The 16,885-nt window shown below is 64.2% G+C and carries 19 protein-coding genes; 10 read left to right on the top strand and 9 right to left on the bottom strand.

Translation table 11 applies throughout. The features are described from left to right. Positions 1 to 6: 6 nt before the first annotated feature. The 4 genes from B5E65_RS08315 to glgB all read right to left on the bottom strand — a co-directional run bounded on the left by B5E65_RS08315 (position 7) and on the right by glgB (position 4,285). Positions 7 to 408: a GtrA family protein gene (locus B5E65_RS08315; RefSeq protein ID WP_087171311.1), complete on the bottom strand. Its 402-nt coding sequence runs from the start codon at positions 406 to 408 to the stop codon at positions 7 to 9. A 118-nt stretch (positions 409 to 526) separates the two neighbouring features. Then, positions 527 to 1,882: an MFS transporter gene (locus B5E65_RS08310; RefSeq protein ID WP_087171310.1), complete on the bottom strand. Its 1,356-nt coding sequence runs from the start codon at positions 1,880 to 1,882 to the stop codon at positions 527 to 529. 128 nt (positions 1,883 to 2,010) lie between these two features. Beyond that, positions 2,011 to 2,445, bottom strand: coding sequence for a PaaI family thioesterase (locus B5E65_RS08305; protein ID WP_087171309.1), 435 nt, complete (start codon positions 2,443 to 2,445; stop codon positions 2,011 to 2,013). A 94-nt stretch (positions 2,446 to 2,539) separates the two neighbouring features. After that, positions 2,540 to 4,285, bottom strand: a complete 1,746-nt coding sequence (gene glgB / locus B5E65_RS08300) for a 1,4-alpha-glucan branching protein GlgB (protein ID WP_158098546.1) — start codon at positions 4,283 to 4,285, stop codon at positions 2,540 to 2,542. Between the two features lie 148 nt (positions 4,286 to 4,433). On the opposite strand from glgB, the gene B5E65_RS08295 reads away from it, so the two are divergent. Further along, complete coding sequence (locus B5E65_RS08295) at positions 4,434 to 4,973, top strand: TetR/AcrR family transcriptional regulator (protein WP_087171307.1); 540 nt, start codon at positions 4,434 to 4,436, stop codon at positions 4,971 to 4,973. 69 nt (positions 4,974 to 5,042) lie between these two features. Here B5E65_RS08295 and B5E65_RS08290 read toward each other — a convergent pair whose 3' ends face one another. The 5 genes from B5E65_RS08290 to B5E65_RS08270 are packed head-to-tail and all read right to left on the bottom strand — an operon-like array spanning position 5,043 to position 10,061. Beyond that, on the bottom strand, positions 5,043 to 6,794 hold the full coding sequence (locus tag B5E65_RS08290) for an NADH-dependent [FeFe] hydrogenase, group A6 (RefSeq protein ID WP_087171306.1): 1,752 nt from the start codon (positions 6,792 to 6,794) through the stop codon (positions 5,043 to 5,045). Positions 6,795 to 6,812: 18 nt separating this feature from the next. Then, positions 6,813 to 8,603 carry an NADH-quinone oxidoreductase subunit NuoF gene (gene nuoF / locus B5E65_RS08285; RefSeq protein ID WP_087171305.1) on the bottom strand — a complete coding sequence of 597 codons (1,791 nt, stop codon included), beginning with the start codon at positions 8,601 to 8,603 and terminating at the stop codon, positions 6,813 to 6,815. 25 nt (positions 8,604 to 8,628) lie between these two features. Beyond that, positions 8,629 to 8,997 carry a (2Fe-2S) ferredoxin domain-containing protein gene (locus tag B5E65_RS08280; protein WP_087171304.1) on the bottom strand — a complete coding sequence of 123 codons (369 nt, stop codon included), beginning with the start codon at positions 8,995 to 8,997 and terminating at the stop codon, positions 8,629 to 8,631. Then, on the bottom strand, positions 8,994 to 9,557 hold the full coding sequence (locus B5E65_RS08275) for an ATP-binding protein (protein WP_087171303.1): 564 nt from the start codon (positions 9,555 to 9,557) through the stop codon (positions 8,994 to 8,996). Before B5E65_RS08275 ends, B5E65_RS08280 begins: the two co-directional genes overlap by 4 nt. A 15-nt stretch (positions 9,558 to 9,572) precedes the next feature. Next, positions 9,573 to 10,061 (bottom strand): NADH-quinone oxidoreductase subunit NuoE family protein, encoded by a 489-nt coding sequence (locus B5E65_RS08270; protein ID WP_087171302.1) that lies wholly within the window; start codon positions 10,059 to 10,061, stop codon positions 9,573 to 9,575. 295 nt (positions 10,062 to 10,356) lie between these two features. Between B5E65_RS08270 and B5E65_RS08265 the strand changes: the two genes are divergently transcribed. From B5E65_RS08265 to B5E65_RS08225, 9 genes are all read left to right on the top strand, one after another. Then, complete coding sequence (locus B5E65_RS08265) at positions 10,357 to 10,710, top strand: DRTGG domain-containing protein (RefSeq protein ID WP_087171301.1); 354 nt, start codon at positions 10,357 to 10,359, stop codon at positions 10,708 to 10,710. After that, positions 10,703 to 11,128: an ATP-binding protein gene (locus B5E65_RS08260; RefSeq protein WP_087171300.1), complete on the top strand. Its 426-nt coding sequence runs from the start codon at positions 10,703 to 10,705 to the stop codon at positions 11,126 to 11,128. Before B5E65_RS08265 ends, B5E65_RS08260 begins: the two co-directional genes overlap by 8 nt. A 19-nt stretch (positions 11,129 to 11,147) precedes the next feature. Further along, positions 11,148 to 12,443 (top strand): [Fe-Fe] hydrogenase large subunit C-terminal domain-containing protein, encoded by a 1,296-nt coding sequence (locus B5E65_RS08255; RefSeq protein ID WP_087171299.1) that lies wholly within the window; start codon positions 11,148 to 11,150, stop codon positions 12,441 to 12,443. Next, positions 12,440 to 12,763, top strand: a complete 324-nt coding sequence (locus B5E65_RS08250) for an alpha/beta hydrolase (protein WP_087171298.1) — start codon at positions 12,440 to 12,442, stop codon at positions 12,761 to 12,763. The genes B5E65_RS08255 and B5E65_RS08250 overlap by 4 nt, the downstream gene beginning before the upstream one ends. A gap of 1 nt (position 12,764) precedes the next feature. Continuing rightward, on the top strand, positions 12,765 to 13,481 hold the full coding sequence (locus B5E65_RS08245) for a PHP domain-containing protein (RefSeq protein WP_087171297.1): 717 nt from the start codon (positions 12,765 to 12,767) through the stop codon (positions 13,479 to 13,481). Between the two features lie 16 nt (positions 13,482 to 13,497). Then, positions 13,498 to 14,355 (top strand): hypothetical protein, encoded by an 858-nt coding sequence (locus tag B5E65_RS08240; protein ID WP_087171296.1) that lies wholly within the window; start codon positions 13,498 to 13,500, stop codon positions 14,353 to 14,355. Between the two features lie 95 nt (positions 14,356 to 14,450). Continuing rightward, entirely contained in the window at positions 14,451 to 14,978 is a 528-nt protein-coding gene (locus tag B5E65_RS08235; protein ID WP_087171295.1) for a cob(I)yrinic acid a,c-diamide adenosyltransferase, read from the top strand. A gap of 135 nt (positions 14,979 to 15,113) precedes the next feature. Then, complete coding sequence (locus tag B5E65_RS08230; RefSeq protein ID WP_087171294.1) at positions 15,114 to 15,458, top strand: NusG domain II-containing protein; 345 nt, start codon at positions 15,114 to 15,116, stop codon at positions 15,456 to 15,458. A gap of 184 nt (positions 15,459 to 15,642) precedes the next feature. Beyond that, entirely contained in the window at positions 15,643 to 16,842 is a 1,200-nt protein-coding gene (locus B5E65_RS08225; protein ID WP_087171293.1) for a hypothetical protein, read from the top strand. The last annotated feature ends 43 nt before the right edge of the window (positions 16,843 to 16,885 follow it).

The following is a 16,885-nucleotide window of genomic DNA, read 5'->3' as shown; positions in this document are numbered from 1 at the left end:
TCCCTTTTAATAGACGAATTCTTTCTGCAGCAGGTAGTTGACGAAAAACAACAGCACATCCACCGGGATCTTGGCGGCCAGCCGGGGCAGCTGGGGCAGAATGTGCACGGCGGCGGCCACCAGCAGGGCGCTGCACAGGGTCTTGCCCACGGTGATGCCGGTGTACAGCCCGGCGGACCGGGTGTAGGAAGCCTTGCTTTCAAACACAAGGAAATAGTTGATCAGGTAGTTGACCAGCGAGGACAGCACCCGGGCCGCCACAGTGGCCACCAGAATGGCCGCGCCGGTGGGGATCACACTCTCCAGCAGGCGGCAGAGAAGCGCAAAGGCAGCCAGATCCACCCCGGCGGAGAGCAGCGAGGAAACGGTAAACCGGCCGAACCGCCGGGCCGCGGTCTGTTCGTGCATGGAAAAAGACTCCTTTCCGAAAAAAGAACGGCGCGCAAAGCCGCCGTACAAGGGTACTATACCACCGCAAAGCCGGAAAAAGCAAGCGCCGGCGGAAATCCGCCGGCGCCTGGCCGTGTTACTTGTTCTTTTTGGTGAACCGGGGCAGTACAAAGAAGTACAGCCCGCCGCCGATGAAGAAGATCACCAGCAGGCTCAAAATACCCCAGCTGGCGCTGGACTTGTCGATGGCGGCCAGCACCGTTTCGGTGGCGGTGGCCCGGGTCAGCCCCTGAGAAGCCAGCATGGCGTCGGCCGAAAGGGCGGTGGTGAAGCCCACCAGCGCCGGGCCCATGATGGCGCTGAACTTGCCGAAGATGTCGTAGAAGCCGAAGAACTCGCCGCTGCGGGCCTTGTCCGGGATCATCTTGCCGAACATGCTGCGGCTCAGGGCCTGGATGCCGCCCTGGCTGGTGGCCACCATCAGCGCCATGACCCAGAACTGCCACACGCTGTCCAGGAAGAAGGCGAAGATGGTCACCGCCACATAGACGCAGATGCCCGCGCCGATCATGGTGCGCGCGCCGAACTTTTCGCTCAGGCGGATATACAGCAGGCAGAAGGGCAGGCCCAGGATCTGCACCATCAGCAGCGCCAGCATCATCTCGGTGGTGCCCAGGCCCAGGGTGCTGCCGTAGCTGGTGGACATGTGGATGATGGTGTTTACGCCGTCGATGTAGAAGAAGTAGGCGATCAGGAAGATGAACATGGCCTTGTTGCGCCAGATGTCCCGCACGGTGCCGCCCAGGCTGCGCAGGGTGCGGCCCACCGCGCCCTTTTCGCCCTCGCACCAGCTTTTCTGGTGCACGTTGCGCAGCAGGGGAATGCTGAACACCAGCCACCACACGCCGGTAAAGCCGAACGCAAAGGACAGGCAGGTGGTCATGGGAACGCCCACCAGGTTCATCACCAGGAAGATCACCAGCGGAATGGTGGAGCCGCCGATATAGCCCATGCCGTAGCCCATGGTGGACACCTTGTCCATCCGTTCCTCGGTGGTCACGTCGTTCAGGAAGCTGTCATAGTACAGGTTGGCGGCGGCAAAGCCGATGGTGCTGATGATGTACAGCGCCAGCACCGCCAGACCCACCGTCTCGGCGGTTTCCGGCTGCAAAAAATCCATCTGCGGGGTCACCGCCATGAACAGGCAGCTGATCACGCCCACCAGCATAAAGATGGTGAACAGCTTTTTGCGCATGCCCTTGAAGTCGCCAAAGGCGCCCAGTACCGGGGCCAGCAGGGCCACCACCGCCATGGCGATGCTGGTGGCATAGCCCCAGGTGCTCAGGCCGCTGGCCGCGTCGGCCATATAGCTGGCCACCGTGTTGTAGAAGATGGGAAGAATAGTCACCACAATGACCGAGTGGGCGCTGTTGGCCCAGTCGTACATCATCCAGCTTTTTTCTTCCCGGGTGTATCCGCTCAAAAGTTTCATGGTCGGTTCCCCCTGCAAAAAATTGCGCCCGGCGGGCGCGGAATGGTCCACTTCTTTAAGTGTAGCAAAATATTGCTCCATCCACAATGCCCGCCGGGCAAAAAATCCGTAAAATCTTTGCAGGGTGCTCAGCGCAGCCGGGCAGGCGGTTCGCTGCTTACCCGGTACATGGTAAAGGTGCCTTCGGCCATTTCCCTGCCGTCCGGGCCGGTCAGTTCCACCCGTTCCACCAGAACGGTGCGGCCCCGGCGCACCGGGGTGGCGGTGGCGGTTACCATGTCCCCCGGTTTCGCCGCCCGCAGAAAATGAAAGGAGGCGTCCAGGGTCACATAGCTGCACCCGTCTGCCAGCGCCAGCAGACCCGCGCAGTTGTCCGCCAGAGAAAACAAAAATCCGCCGTGGGCGGTGCCGTGGCAGTTCAGGGCGTTGGGGCCCACCTGAGCCTGTACCACAGCCCGGTCTTCCCCACAGTACACCGCCTGTATGCCGTTATGGGTCATAAACCCGCTTTCCTGTTCCAGCCGCTGGAGCTGTTCCCCGGCCATTTGATCCTTTGTCTGCATATTGCTCTGCCTTTCCCGCGGCCGGACGGCCGCGCCTTGTTTCTGTCATTCCACGCAGAGCAGTATACCACGTTTTGCCCGCCGCATCCAGATTTCAGCCGAGCTCCCAGCACCAGCCGCCGAAAGCAGGCAGCAAAAGAACGCCGTTTTGCACTGCCGGGGCCGGGCCGCCGTCGGCGGTAAACAGCGGCCGCAGCCGCATACCGGCCGGACAGCGCCAGGCCAGGGGCCGGCCGCCGAACTGAAACAGCGCCAGCACCCGCTGCCCTGCGCCCCGCCGCTCAAAGGCGAACACGCCCGCTTCGCCCCGGCCGCCCTCCAGCCAGGCAAAGCCTGCCGGATCCCGGTCGGCGGCCCACAGCGCCGGGCAGCCTTTCCAGAAATGATGCAGCGCCCGCCGGTACTCCCAAAGGGCCCGGTGCTCCGGCTGTTCCAGGCAATCCCAGTCCTGGGAGCGGGCCGGATCCCATTCCCGCGCCTGGGCCCATTCGTTGCCCATGAAGTCCAGTTTGGCCCCGGGATGGGCGTACATGTACAGGTACAGCGCCCGCAGCTGGGCCAGCTGCTCCGCGGGGGTGCCGTACATCTTGCGCAGCATGGTGCCCTTGCCGTGCACCGTCTCGTCGTGGGAAAGGGGAAGCAGATACCGCTCCCCGTAATGATAATGCATGGAAAAGGCCAGCAGCTCGCCCCGGCCCGCCCGCTGGTCGGGCGGCAGACGGAAATAGGCCAGCGTATCGTTCATCCAGCCCAGATCCCATTTTCCATCAAAGCCCAGCCCGCCCTCCCGGGTGGGGGCGGTGGTGCCGGGCCGGGCGGTGGAGTCCTCCGCGATCAGCAGCGTCCGGGGAAACCGGGCATGCAGCCCGTCGGTCAGGCTGCGGGCAAAGGCCAGCCCGGGCCCGTTTTCGCCCCGGGCCGGGTCACCCTGCCAGTAGATCAGGTGGGATACCGCATCCAGCCGCAGCCCGTCAAGATGAAACTCCTCCAGCCAGTAGCAGGCCGCCGACTGGAGAAAGCTGCGCACCTCCCCCCGGGACAGACAGAAATTGCAGCTGCCCCACTGGTTGTAGCCCACGTCCGGATGCGGATACTCGTACAGGGCGGTGCCGTCGTAGTTCCACAGGGCATAGTCGTTTACCGCAAAGTGCACCGGCACAAAATCCAGCAGCACCCCGATGCCCGCCCGGTGGCACCGGTCCACCAGATACCGCAGCCCGTCCGGGTGGCCGTAGCGGGCGGTGGGGCTGAAAAAACCGGTGGCCTGGTAGCCCCAGGACTCGTCGCAGGGGTATTCGGTCAGGGGCATCAGTTCCAGATGGGTGTAGCCCATCTCCAGCAGGTAGGGCACCAGCCGGTCGGCCAGTTCGCCGTAGAAGTACCAGCGATCGGGGCCCTCTTCCTCCGGCCGGGTCTGCCAGCTGCCCGCGTGCAGTTCGTAGATGTTCGGCGGGCCGCCCCAGCGCCCCTCCCCTGCCATCCAGGCTTCGTCCCGGAACCGATACAGGCTGTCGCCCCAGTATACCGAGGCGGTGGCGGGCCGCAGCTCCGCGCCGAAGGCATAGGGGTCGGCGTGGTCGGTAACGCCGCCGTCCGGGCGGTGGATGCGGAATTTGTACAGGGAACCGGGCGGAACCGTCTCCGCCTGCACCTCCCAGAAATTGCCGTCCCGGACACGGCGCATGGGTATCTCCTGCCAGTTGCTGAATGTGCCGATCAGGCCCACCTGCACCGCCGCCGGGGCGTAGGTGCGGAACACCGCGCCCTCCCCGTCCGGGTGCGCGCCCAGAAATTTGTGGGCGGCAAATTCCCAGCCCCCGTAAAATGCCGATTCATCCATGCCGGTACCTCGCAAAATAATAGACAGCCGTTGGTTTTCTTTGGTATACTCAAGCATACAGGACAGACGGCACGGCCGCCACCAGCAAATCCGCCGAATCGTTGGAAAACCAACTTACCGGCGGATTGGTCGGAAAAAAGGAGGAGCCATGGATATTCGAGTGGAAAAGACCCGGCGCAGCATCCGGGAGGCGTTTATGCAGCTGCGGGTGCGCAAGGAGCCGGAGGAGATGACGGTCAAGGAGCTGTGCGCCGCGGCCCAGATCAACAAATCCACCTTTTATGTGTACTACCGGGACCTGTACGACCTGGCCGACCGGCTGGAAACCGAGGCGCTGGCCAAGGTGGCGGGCAGCCTGCCCGCGCCGGAGCGGATGCTGCAGGAGCCGGAGTGGTTTCTGCGCTGGCTGTACGAGGCCTACGCCCGGCAGAGCAGCGAGCTGGAACTGCTGTTTTCCGGTCAGCGCAGCGGCCGTCTGGCCGAAAAGCTGACCGCCGAGATCAAGCGGGTGTTCTTTGACGCCCGCCCCGACCTGCGGGAGGACGCCCGGGTCAACGTGCTGCTCAGCTACAGCGTCTACGGCAGCTATTACGCATTCCGGGAGAACCGCCGCTTTGGCGAACAGGCGGTGATGCGGGCACTGCAGACCATCGTGGCCGCCACCATCCCGCCGGGATTCCCCTGCTGAGGGCAAAACAAAAGCAAGGCCGGTGCGCATCTGCGCACCGGCCTTGCCTGTTATAGTTAACGAAACCGATCAGAACCGCCGCTCCCGCACCGCGTAGGTGGTGTGCAGGATGTGGTGGGCCTTTTCGCTGCCGGGCTCGCCCAGGAACTCGGCGTAGACCTTCTTCACCAGCGGGTTCTCGTGGCTCTTGCGCAGACCCATGGCGGCGTCCTCGTCGTAGAGGGCCTTGGCGCGCAGGGCTTTCAGATCCACAAAGTTCCGCACGCTGGCGGGCTGGGTGGGCTGACCGCCGCCGTTCACGCAGCCGCCGGGGCAGGCCATGACCTCGATGAAGTCATACTGCTTTTCGCCCTTGCGCACCGCGTCCAGCACCTTGCCGGCGTTGGCGGTGCCGCTGACCACGCAGACCCGCACGGTCAGGCCCGCCACCTCGTAGGTGGCTTCCTTCACGCCCTCGGTGCCGCGCACGTCGGCAAACTCCAGCTTGTCCAGGGGCTGGCCGGTCAGGGTCTCCACGGCGGTGCGCAGCGCCGCCTCCATCACGCCGCCGGTGGCGCCGAAGATGTGGCCCGCGCCGCTGGCTTCGCCCATGGCGGGATCAAACTCCTCGTCCGGCAGGTCGGCAAACCGCAGACCGGCCCGGCGGATCATGCTGGCCAGCTCGCGGGTGGTCAGGGCCACGTCCACATCGGGGATGCCCTCGCCCGCGGCGCTCTGGCCGTCGCGGCCCACCTCAAACTTCTTGGCGGTGCAGGGCATGATGGACACGCAGAAGATGCTGGCCGGATCCAGGCCCATCTTCTCGGCGTAGTAGGTCTTGCTCAGCGCGCCGAACATCTGCTGCGGGCTCTTGCAGCTGGACAGGTTGGGAATGAAATCCGGGTGGAAGGTCTCGCAGTACTTGACCCAGCCCGGGCTGCAGCTGGTGATCAGGGGCAGCGGGCCGCCCTCCTTCACCCGGTGCAGGAACTCGGTGGCCTCCTCCATGATGGTCATGTCGGCGGCAAAGTCGGTGTCGAACACCCCGTCAAAGCCCAGGCGGCGCAGCGCAGCCACCATCTTGCCCTGTACGTTGGTGCCGATGGGCATACCGAAGCACTCGCCCAGGGTGGCGCGCACGCTGGGGGCAGTCTGCACGATCACGTGCTTGCGGGGATCGCTCAGCGCGTCCCACACCTTGCCGGTCTCGTCCTTCTCATGCAGCGCGCCGGTGGGGCAGACCACGATGCACTGGCCGCAGCTGATGCAGGTGCTCTCATCCAGCGGGGCCTCGAAGGCGCAGCCGATGTGGGTGGCAAAACCGCGCTCCAGCGCGTTGATCACGCCCACGCCCTGGTTCTTGGCACAGGCGGCCACGCAGCGGCGGCACAGGATGCACTTGGAGTTGTCCCGCACCATATGGGCGGCGGAGTCGTCCACGGTGCGCTCGGGCATCTCGCCCTCGAAAGCGTTGGTGCGGTCCACGCCGTACTCACGGCACAGCCGCTGCAGCTCGCAGTCGCCGCTGCGGGCGCAGGCCAGACAGTCCTGGTTGTGGGCGCTCAGCACCAGCTCCAGGTTGGTCTTACGGGCGGCCTGTACCTTGGGGGTGTTGGTGAATACCTCCATCCCCTCCGCCACCGGGTAGACGCAGGCGGTGGCCAGGGTGCGGGCGCCCTTGACCTCCACCACGCAGATACGGCAGGCGCCGATCTCGTTGATGTCCTTCAGGTAGCACAGGGTGGGGATCTCAATGCCGGCGGCATGGGCGGCCTCCAGAATGGTGGAGCCCGCCGGTGCCTGGCAGGGGATGTTGTTGATTTTCAGATTGACCATTTCCATTGTTCGTCCCTTCCTCCTTTAGCCCTTGCTGATGGCGCCGAACTTGCACTTCTCGATACAGGCGCCGCACTTGACGCACTTGAGCACGTCGATGGAGTGGGGATTCTTCACGCTGCCGCTGATGGCGCCGGCCGGGCAGGTGCGGGCGCACAGGGTACAGCCGCGGCACTTGGTGGGATCGATCTTGTAGCTGAGCAGAGCCTTGCAGACCCCGGCGGGGCAGCGCTTGTGCTGGATATGCTCGATGTACTCGTCACGGAAATACCGCAGGGTGCTGAGCACCGGGTTCGGGGCGGTCTGGCCCAGGCCGCACAGGCTGTTGGACTTGATGAAGTCCGCCAGCTCCTCGATGCGGGCCAGGTCCTCCATGGTGCCCTTGCCGTCGGTGATCTTGTTCAGCAGCTCCAGCAGGCGCTTGGTGCCCACACGGCAGGGGGTGCACTTGCCGCAGCTCTCGTCCACGGTGAACTCCAGGAAGAACTTGGCGATGTCCACCATACAGGTGTCCTCGTCCATGACGATCAGGCCGCCGGAACCCATCATGCTGCCGATGGCCACCAGGTTGTCATAGTCGATGGGGGTATCGATCAGGCTGGCCGGGATGCAGCCGCCGGAGGGGCCGCCGGTCTGGGCCGCCTTGAACTTCTTGCCGTTCGGGATGCCGCCGCCGATCTCCTCGATGATCTCCCGCAGGGTGGTGCCCATGGGCACTTCCACCAGGCCGGTGTTCTTGATCTTGCCGCCCAGCGCGAACACCTTGGTGCCCTTGCTCTTTTCGGTGCCCATGGAGGCAAACCAGTCCGCGCCCTTCAGGATGATCTGCGGGATGTTGGCGTAGGTTTCCACGTTGTTCAGGATGGTGGGCTTGCCGAACAGGCCCTTCACCGCCGGGAAAGGCGGACGGGGCCGCGGCTCGCCCCGGTTGCCCTCGATGCTGGTCATCAGGGCGGTTTCCTCGCCGCAGACGAAGGCGCCCGCGCCCAGCTTGATCTCCAGGTCAAAGTTGAAGCCGGTGTCGAAGATGTTCTTGCCCAGCAGGCCGTACTCACGGGCCTGGTCGATGGCCACCTGCAGCCGGTGCACCGCGATGGGATACTCCGCGCGCACATACACGTAGCCCTGGTCTGCGCCGATGGCGTAGGCAGCGATGGCCATGGCCTCGATCACGCTGTGGGGGTCGCCCTCCAGCACGCTGCGGTCCATGAACGCGCCCGGGTCGCCCTCGTCGGCGTTGCAGCAGACGTACTTCTTCACCTGGCCCCGGTTTCCGGAAGCGAACTTCCACTTCAGGCCGGTGGGGAAACCGCCGCCGCCGCGGCCGCGCAGGCCGCTGTCCAGGATGCACTGGATGACCTCGTCGGGGGTCATCTCGGTCAGCACCTTGCCCAAAGCGGCGTAGCCGTCAAAGGCGATGTATTCCTCGATGTTCTCCGGGTTGATCACGCCGCAGTTGCGCAGCGCCACCCGCTTTTGCTTGCGGTAGAAGGCGGTGTCGTCCAGGCTCTTGACCTGGCCGTTCTCCACCGTTTCGTCGTAGAGCAGCCGGGTGACCGGACGGCCCTTGAGCAGGTGCTCGTTCACGATCTCGGCCACGTCCTCTTCCTTCACGCGGCTGTAGAAGCTGCCCTCCGGATAGATGACCACGATGGGGCCCAGGGCGCACAGGCCGAAGCAGCCGGTGCGGATCACCCGCACCTCCTGGTCCAGCCCGTCGGTGCGGATCTGGTTCTCAAACGCCTCGGCGATCTTGTCGCTGCCCGAAGAGGTGCAGCCGGTGCCGCCGCAGACCATTACATGACTTCTGTACATAGTGCTATCTTCCCCCTTTAGTCCCTCAGCGGGCCGCGCCGATGGTGTATTCCGCCACCGGGTTGCCGCCCTTCAGGTGCTGCTGCACGACCCGCTTGACCTTGTCCGGGGTCATCTTTACATAGGTGGTCTTGGCCTGACCGGGCATGTACACCTCCACCACCGGCTCATACTGGCAGATGCCGATGCAGCCGGTCTGGGTCACCAGCACGTCGGTCAGCCCGGCGGCGGCTACTTCTTCGGTAAAAGCGTTCAGCACCGGGCGCGCGCCCGCGGCAATGCCGCAGGTGGCCATGCCCACCACCACGCGCACGGCGTCGTGGGCGGCTTCCCGGGTGCTCACGGTTTGCCGCATCTTATCGCGGATGGCGGCCAGTTCCTGCAAACTCTTCATAGGGCTTCCTCTCCTTTATCTAGTAGTGGGGCGCTGTTTTCTTCGATGAACTGGCGGATGAACAACGCCACCGAGGGCTCGGCCAGGCTTACTTCCCCGCCCAGGATCTGTTTCATCTCCCGGCTGTCTGCCGTGAACGCCTCGCCGTCCACCCGCAGGGTGTAGACGAAATCCTTGTCCGGATTGCACTGCATCAGCCCGGCGATGGTGGCGGCCATGTCCCCCAAAGGCATCAGGTCAATGTGCCCCAGGCGGAACCGGGCGGTCACGGTGGTGCCCACCCCCTCCTGGCTTTCCAGGGTCATCTCCCCGCCGGTCATCTCGGCCGCCATCTTCAGAAACGGCAGCCCCAGCCCCACCTTGCGGCTTTTGCGGCTGGTGCAGAACGGGTCGGTCACCCGGGCGGCCAGCTCGGGGCTCATGCCCTTGCCGTTGTCCGCCACCGTCAGGGTCTGCCAGCCGGCGGCATGGTCGATCTCCAGGGTGATCCGGGTCAGCGGCGCGCCCGCTGCCACCGAGTTCTGGGCGATGTCCAGCACGTTCATCGAAAGTTCCTGCATACGGCGCCCTCCGTATCAGTAGCGAGACAGAATCTCTTCCAGTTCGTCGCCGGTCAGCCGGCCGTACACGTCGTCGTTGATGGTCATGACCGGGGCCAGGCCGCAGGCGCCGATGCAGCGGCAGGCGTCCAGGCTGAACTTGCCGTCGGCGGTGCATTCGCCGCCGGTGATGTTCAGCATCTCCTGCAGCTTTTCATAGATCTTGCCGCTGCCCTTTACGTAGCAGGCGGTGCCCAGGCAGACGCTGATCTTGTACGCCCCCTTGGGGCACAGGCTGAACTGGGAATAGAATGTACTGATGCCGTAGATCTCCGCCAGGGGCTTGCCCAGCCCCTCGGCTACCATCCGCTGCACCTCGATGGGCAGATAGCCGTAAATTTCCTGGGCTTTCTGCAAGGCGGGCATGGCCGCGCCGGGCATGTCCTTGTGCTGTTCCAGCCAGCTGGTAAGCTGCTGTTCCTGCTCCTTTGTGCCGTTGAAGGGCACCGAGGAAAAACGCCTCATATTGTATCCTCCCATAGTTACTCACAAACGCGGGCGGCGGATGGCATTTTTTTAACGAAGCCGCCCGCACCATGTGCCAAGTTATATCAATTATAGCATATCGCCCATTTGTTGACTATATCTGATTTGCCAAACAAAGCGTAATTTTTTTCAGTTCGTTAGGAGTATTTTATCAAAATTGCACAGTGCTTTTGCCGGCGCCGGTCTTGCACAGAGGGCGGGTTTTCGGTATGATAAAGATACACAAAGGGCGCCGCGGCATTCCCCGCCGCCCGCAAAAAGGAGCGAGCCTGCCATGAAGATACGCGAGATCCTGGACGCGCTGGGCGCGCGTCTTCTGACCCCCGACGCCGATCTGGAGGTGGACGTGCACGCCGCCTGCGGCAGCGATATGATGAGCGACGTGCTGGCCTATGTAAAGGACCAGGGCGTGCTGCTGACCGGCCTGAACAACCCGCAGGTGGTGCGCACCGCCGACATGATGGATATGGTGTGCATCGTGTTTGTGCGGGGCAAGGTGCCCGGGGAGGGCATCCTGGAACTGGCCGCCGCCCGGGACATTGCGGTGCTGACCACCGAAAAGACCATGTTCTCGGCCTGCGGGCTGCTGTACGAAAAAGGGCTGCGGGGAGGTACGAGCCATGTCTGAGGCCATTACCCTGCGCTACACCGTGCCCGGGGATGACTTTACCCGGGCCGGGGAAGCCTCCGCCGACGTCAAGCGCAACCTGAAACGGATGGGGGTGGACCGGGAGGCGGTGCGCAAGGCCGCCATCGCCCTGTACGAGGGGGAGATCAACCTGGCCATCCACGCGGGCGGCGGCGAGATCACCGTGACCCTCACGCCGGATACCATCGTGATGCTGCTGGAGGATCACGGGCCCGGCATCCCGGATATCGCCCTGGCCATGAGCGAGGGCTGGAGCACCGCGCCGGACGAGGTGCGCAGCCTGGGATTCGGGGCGGGGATGGGCCTGCCCAACATGAAAAAATATTCCGACCGGTTCGACATCCAGTCCACCGTGGGGGTGGGCACCACCATCCGCATGGAGGTGGACCTGGCATGACCGGCCGCACAGGTGAGCCATGAACAACGAATTTATCCACTCGGTCACCCTGGACCGGGACAAATGTATGGGCTGCATCAACTGCATCAAGCGCTGCCCCACCCAGGCCATCCGGGTGCGGGAGGGCAAGGCGGTGATCAATCCGCTGCGCTGCATCGACTGCGCCGAGTGCATCCGCATCTGCCCCCATCACGCCAAGACCGCCAGCGCCGACCCGCTGGAGGTGCTGCACAACTACGAATACACCATTGCCCTGCCGCCGCCCAGCTTCTACGCCCAGTTCAACAATCTGGAGGACCCGGATCAGGTGGTCAGCGCGCTGCTGGAGCTGGGCTTTGACGAGGTGTTTGAGGTGGCCCGGGCGGCCGAGCTGGTCAGCGAGGCCACCCGCCGCCTTTTGCAGACCGGTCAGGTGCCCCGGCCGGCCATCAGCAGCGCCTGCCCGGCGGTGGTGCGGCTGATCCGGGTGCGGTACCCGGATCTGATCGACCATGTGCTGCCGCTGGCCCCGCCCATCGAGGTGGCGGCCCGCATCGCCAAGAAAAAAGCCGCCGAGACCACCGGCCTTGCGCCGGAGAAGATCGGCTGTATCTTCCTGTCCCCCTGCCCGGCCAAGATCAGCTATGTGCGCAGCCCCATCGGGGTGCAGCGCTGCGCGGTGGACGCGGCGGTGGCCATCAAGGAGATCTACCCGCCCCTGCTGTCGGCGCTGAAAAAGGCCCCCGTGCGGGAGGGCGCCAGCAACACCGGCCGCATCGGCCTGGGCTGGGGCGAAAGCGGCGGCGAGAGCAGCGGCCTGGTGATGGTGGACGACTACCTGGCTGCCGACGGCATCGAGAACGTGATCCGGGTGCTGGAAGACCTGGAGGACGAAAAATACCGGGAACTGGAATTTGTGGAGCTGGACGCCTGCGCGGGCGGCTGCGTGGGGGGCGTGCTGCAGGTGGAGAACCCCTACATCGCCCGGGCCAAGATGAAAAAGCTGCGCCGGTACCTGCCGGTAAGCCGCAACCATCTGTCCAGCACCAGCATCCCGCCCGCCATGCTGTGGGACGCCGATCTGGAATACGCCCCGGTGCTGGAACTTTCCGGTACCCGGAGCGAGCGGTTTGAAAAGTACAACCAGCTGCGGGAGATACAAAAGAGCCTGCCCGGGCTGGATTGCGGCAGCTGCGGCGCGCCCAGCTGCGAGGCCCTGGCCGAGGACGTGGTGCGGGGCCAGGCCAGCGTGGACGACTGTACCGTGCTCATGCGCCGCCGGATGGAGGCGGTGCTGCGGGCGCTGAATCTGAACGGAGAGGAGAAAATGCCATGACCACCGAACTGCTGCGGGAACTGGATTTCACCCCCCTGGTGGACGCGGAGGAGCGGGAGATCACCGGGGGCTTCTGCGGGGATCTGCTCAGCTGGGCCATGGGCCGCTGCACCGAGGGGCAGGTCTGGTTCACCGTGATGGGCAACCTGAACGCGGTGGCGGTGGCCAGCCTGGCGGACGCGGCGGCCATCGTGCTCTGCCACGGGGCCACCCTCATGCCGGATGCCCTGGCCCGGGCCCGCACCGAGGGGATCAACGTATTTGCCACCGATCTGCCGGAATACGAGGCCTGCGTGGCCTTTGCCCGGGAGATGGAGTGAGATGGGGCCGCTGAAATACGACCTGCACATCCACTCCTGCCTGTCCCCCTGCGCGGAGCGGGAGATGGCGCCTTCCACCATTGCGGGGCTGTGCGCGCTGAACGGCGCGGAACTCATCGCCCTGACCGACCACAACAGCGCCCTGAACCTGCCGGCCATGGCGGCCTGCTGCCGGGCCTACGGGCTGCGTCTTTTACCCGGCATCGAGGTGACCACCGCCGAGGAGGTGCATCTGCTGTGCTACTTTGCCACGGTGGAGGCGGCGCTGGAGATGGGGCGGCTGCTGTACGACCATCTGCCGGATTTTCCCTACGATCCGGAAATTTGGGGCGAACAATGGGTGATGGATGAGGAGGACAGAATCGTATATAAGGTAGACAAGCTGCTCACCGGCGCGGTGGACCTGGATCTGTACGCCGCGGCCGACGCCTGCCGGGCGCTGGGCGGCGTGCCGGTGCCCGCCCATGTGGACAACGACAGCTACAGCGTGCTCAGCGCGCTGGGCCTGTGGCCGGAGGACGGGGGCTTTGCCGCCGCCGAGCTGCACATCCCGGCCAAAAAAGCCGGGCTGGAAGCGGCGGGCCTGCTGCCCCCGGGGCTGGAGACCCTGACCGGCAGCGACGCCCACGCGCTGCTCTCCCTGACCGAGGATTTCCCCCGGCTGGGGCCGGACAGCGTGCTCTGGCCGCTGGTGGAACAGCTTCCCGTGCCGGAATGAAACGGAGGGATCTGCCATGAAAAAAAGACTGACCGCCCTGCTCGTTGTTCTGCTGGTGTTCGCGCTGGCGCTGCCCCTGGCCGCCTTTGCGGATATCGGGCCCAAGCCCTCGGTGCGGGTGACCTTTACCGGCGCCGGGGGGCGGGAGTTCTATGCCACCCTGCTGTCCCAGGCCTCCGGCACGGGGCCCTACTCCGCCGAGCCGGGCCGCAGCTGGGGAAACGACCTGGAGGAAAATGAACCGGTACGCCAGGCGATGGCCGCCTACCAGGACCCGGACGGCTTCTATTTCCTGCAGACCGCCTGGCTCTGCAGCGAGACCCGGCCGCTGGCCTGGACCTACTACCCGCCGGTGACCTACAAACTGCTGGTGTACTTCCCGGATACGGGCGAGTTTCTTACCAGCGGGGTCTATTCCCGGTATGCTTTTGACAACTACTATACAGTAGACCTGGCAGATCTGACGAATGGACAGCTGATTTTGCGGAAAAGCTATGACTACACCTGGGAACTGATAAGCCTGCTGGTGCGCATCCTGGCCACCATCGCCCTGGAACTGGTGGTGGCGGTGCCCTTCGGCTTTGCGAAGAAGCCGTTCCTGCGGCCGATCCTGACGGTGAACGTGGTCACCCAGATCCTGCTGAACCTGGGGCTGAACATGATCGCCTACTGGATGGGCGGCCTGGCGTTCATGATCTTCTTCTGGCCGCTGGAGGTGCTGGTGTTCATCCTGGAGGCGGTGGCCTACCGGCCGCTGCTGGGCCGCCGGTGCGGCGCGTCCGCTTCGCGCACCACCTTCTATGCCCTGACCGCCAACGTGGTTTCCTGCGCCGCCGGTTTCTGGCTGGCGCAGGCGGTGCCGGGAATTTTCTGAAGCCGACCATGGGGGGATACCGTCCCCCCATACCCCGGAACACGCGGGCCGGAGCCATCCGGCCCGCACCATTTTTCTTTTGGAGGATAGAACCTATGACACAGAACGAAACCGCCCGCGGGCTGGTACACATCTACTGCGGCGACGGCAAGGGCAAAACCAGCTGCGCCGCCGGGCTGGCGCTGCGCGCGGCCCATTCCGGGATGCAGGTGGTGATCCTGCAGTTTCTGAAGGACGGCACCTCCCACGAGATGCAGGCCCTGGCCGCGCTGCCCAATGTGACGGTGCTGGCGGGCAAGGTGTGCGAGGCGTTTTTCTGGAACATGACAGACCAGGAAAAAACCGCCACCCGCCGCCTGCACGACGAACTGCTGGACAAGGCCGCCGCCCTGCCCTGTGACCTGCTGGTACTGGATGAAGCCTGCGCCGCGGTGAACCTGAAGCTGGTGGATACCGACAAGCTGCGGGCGCTGCTGGACCGGAGCGACCGGCCGGAAACGGTGCTCACCGGCCGGGACCCGGCGGACTTTCTGCTGGACCGGGCGGACTATATCACCGAAATGGTCAAGCGCCGCCATCCCTTTGACAAGGGCATCCCCGCCCGGGAAGGCATTGAGTTCTGACACTCTGTGAAAATTCGCCGAAATCGCGCGGTTTTCGCCTTGCGCCGTACCGTGAAACCTGTTATACTGTAGCTTTGCAGGGCCTTTTTGGGGCCCGCCCGACGCGCAACAGCCTGTAAGAGAGGTTTGAACGGAATGAAAAAGAATTTGAAAACCAACCTGATTTTTGCCGCCGTGCTGCTGGTGGTGGCGTTTGGCCTGCTGATCTGGCAGATGGTCACCGCCGAGCCCGGCATGGAAGCGGTGCTCAGCTACGGCAACAACAAGGTGCAGCGGTTCTCCCTGTCGGAGGACGGGGTCCACGATGTGGATACCGGTACCTACACCGTCCATCTGGAGGTGTCCGACGGGGCCATCCGGTTTGTGGATTCCCCCTGCCCGGATCATAACTGCGAGGGCTTCGGCTGGCTGCGCAACGACGGCGACTGGGCCGCCTGCCTGCCGGCGCAGGCGGTGCTTACGGTAGAGGCCGCCGGCTGATTTCAGACACAGAATAAAAGCAGGCCGTCCGGGGCAGTGCCCCGGGCGGTCTGTTTTGTCTGAAGCGCTCCGGCTGAAACAACTTGGATACAGTTTGATGCTGGATTCCGTGCAGGGGTATGTGGTACGATGTCCATACAGGGCAGGCGTTTGCCTGCCGCAGGACAAAAGCGAGGTGCTGGCTATGAAAAAACAAGCCGCCGCCATACTGCTTGCGCTGACGCTGCTGGCCGGCTGTGCCAGATCCCCGGCACAGAGTTCGCCGGATCTGTTTGATCTGACCGAGCCGGAAGAACAGAGCACGGCGCTCCGGATGGTTGCCGGCGCGGCCAAGGGCAGACAGGGGGCGTATATTCTGCATAACAGCCCGGACGGCAACTTCCGCAGCATCCTGTTTGTGGATGCCGCCACCCACATCGCCGAACCGGTATGCAGCCGGGAGGGCTGTGCCCATAACGACGAGAGCTGTTCCGCTTGGCTGCCCGGTTATCCGCAGAGCCAGTTTCTGTTTACCCTGGGGGGCCGGCTGTATATCGGCCAGACCAGGGAGGAAAGCTGTGTATGGGAGGCAGGTGAAAACGGCGAAGAACGGCGGCTGCTTTTTCAGCTGTCGGAAAATCAGACGCTGCTGGACGCGGAAATGGCTGCGGATGACCAGTATCTGTATTTCCAGGTGGTAGAGGAAAACATGGAACTGGGGGAGTATCGCCGCTTTCTGTACCGGTGCGACCTGCAAACAGGCAGCCTGAAACGGCTGCGCACCATGAAGGAAAATGAGGATCTGATCGGTACGCTGAACGGGCAGCTTCTGATAACGCAGTTTGCGGACGACATCACCGCGTCCCCTTCCGACAATGAAACCTGGCTGGAGGCCTGGCGCCGTGTTGTGGTGGAACTGTACACCGTATCCACCGAGGGCGCGCGTTCCGCCGAGCCGCTCTGCAGTTGGCGGGAGAGCGAACAGCGCGTGGCCATGTCCGGCAGTCTGTTCTACCAGTTCAACGGCGTACAGGGCACCCTGACAGTGACCGATCTGGCCACCGGAGAAGAACAGACTGTGCAGGACGAGCGGCTGCGGGCCGTGTACGACTTCTGGATCGAGGCGCCGGCCGCCGGCGGGGCGGTACTGACCATGGCAAGCAGGGATCAATCCCAGCACTGGTGGTACCTGTACCACGACGGCGAACTGCGGGAAAGCCGGTACGAATACAGAGGCCTTGACAGAGATGTACAGCAAAACCTTATCCTGGCCGATCTGGGGGACTGGTATCTGGTAAACCGTTCCCGAGGCCAGGACTATGTGCTGGTGCGCAGCCAGGATTACTGGGCCGATGCCGGGCCGGAACAGGATGTTCCGGTAACGATTGTGGCTGCCGGCGAATAACCAAAATCTATGCCCCGGGCAGCCGCAAGGCTGCCCGGGGCAT

It is taken from the genome of Gemmiger sp. An120, from assembly GCF_002160955.1.
In the GTDB taxonomy this organism is placed as follows: Bacteria; Bacillota; Clostridia; order Oscillospirales; family Ruminococcaceae; genus Gemmiger_A; species Gemmiger_A avium.
This window is presented reverse-complemented; position numbering and strand designations above follow the sequence as displayed.

What these genes read in the sequence shown, in the direction of transcription:
- B5E65_RS08305 (WP_087171309.1), bottom strand. Translation starts at nt 2,445, where the DNA reads ATGCAGACAAAGGATCAAATGGCCGGGGAACAGCTCCAGCGGCTGGAA.
- B5E65_RS08275 (WP_087171303.1), bottom strand. Translation starts at nt 9,557, where the DNA reads ATGCAGGAACTTTCGATGAACGTGCTGGACATCGCCCAGAACTCGGTG.
- B5E65_RS08260 (WP_087171300.1), top strand. Translation starts at nt 10,703, where the DNA reads ATGTCTGAGGCCATTACCCTGCGCTACACCGTGCCCGGGGATGACTTT.
- B5E65_RS08245 (WP_087171297.1), top strand. Translation starts at nt 12,765, where the DNA reads ATGGGGCCGCTGAAATACGACCTGCACATCCACTCCTGCCTGTCCCCC.
- nuoF (WP_087171305.1), bottom strand. Translation starts at nt 8,603, where the DNA reads ATGTACAGAAGTCATGTAATGGTCTGCGGCGGCACCGGCTGCACCTCT.
- B5E65_RS08250 (WP_087171298.1), top strand. Translation starts at nt 12,440, where the DNA reads ATGACCACCGAACTGCTGCGGGAACTGGATTTCACCCCCCTGGTGGAC.
- B5E65_RS08230 (WP_087171294.1), top strand. Translation starts at nt 15,114, where the DNA reads ATGAAAAAGAATTTGAAAACCAACCTGATTTTTGCCGCCGTGCTGCTG.
- B5E65_RS08235 (WP_087171295.1), top strand. Translation starts at nt 14,451, where the DNA reads ATGACACAGAACGAAACCGCCCGCGGGCTGGTACACATCTACTGCGGC.
- B5E65_RS08290 (WP_087171306.1), bottom strand. Translation starts at nt 6,794, where the DNA reads ATGGAAATGGTCAATCTGAAAATCAACAACATCCCCTGCCAGGCACCG.
- B5E65_RS08255 (WP_087171299.1), top strand. Translation starts at nt 11,148, where the DNA reads ATGAACAACGAATTTATCCACTCGGTCACCCTGGACCGGGACAAATGT.
- B5E65_RS08295 (WP_087171307.1), top strand. Translation starts at nt 4,434, where the DNA reads ATGGATATTCGAGTGGAAAAGACCCGGCGCAGCATCCGGGAGGCGTTT.
- B5E65_RS08225 (WP_087171293.1), top strand. Translation starts at nt 15,643, where the DNA reads ATGAAAAAACAAGCCGCCGCCATACTGCTTGCGCTGACGCTGCTGGCC.
- B5E65_RS08280 (WP_087171304.1), bottom strand. Translation starts at nt 8,997, where the DNA reads ATGAAGAGTTTGCAGGAACTGGCCGCCATCCGCGATAAGATGCGGCAA.
- B5E65_RS08265 (WP_087171301.1), top strand. Translation starts at nt 10,357, where the DNA reads ATGAAGATACGCGAGATCCTGGACGCGCTGGGCGCGCGTCTTCTGACC.
- B5E65_RS08240 (WP_087171296.1), top strand. Translation starts at nt 13,498, where the DNA reads ATGAAAAAAAGACTGACCGCCCTGCTCGTTGTTCTGCTGGTGTTCGCG.
- B5E65_RS08310 (WP_087171310.1), bottom strand. Translation starts at nt 1,882, where the DNA reads ATGAAACTTTTGAGCGGATACACCCGGGAAGAAAAAAGCTGGATGATG.
- B5E65_RS08270 (WP_087171302.1), bottom strand. Translation starts at nt 10,061, where the DNA reads ATGAGGCGTTTTTCCTCGGTGCCCTTCAACGGCACAAAGGAGCAGGAA.
- glgB (WP_158098546.1), bottom strand. Translation starts at nt 4,285, where the DNA reads ATGGATGAATCGGCATTTTACGGGGGCTGGGAATTTGCCGCCCACAAA.
- B5E65_RS08315 (WP_087171311.1), bottom strand. Translation starts at nt 408, where the DNA reads ATGCACGAACAGACCGCGGCCCGGCGGTTCGGCCGGTTTACCGTTTCC.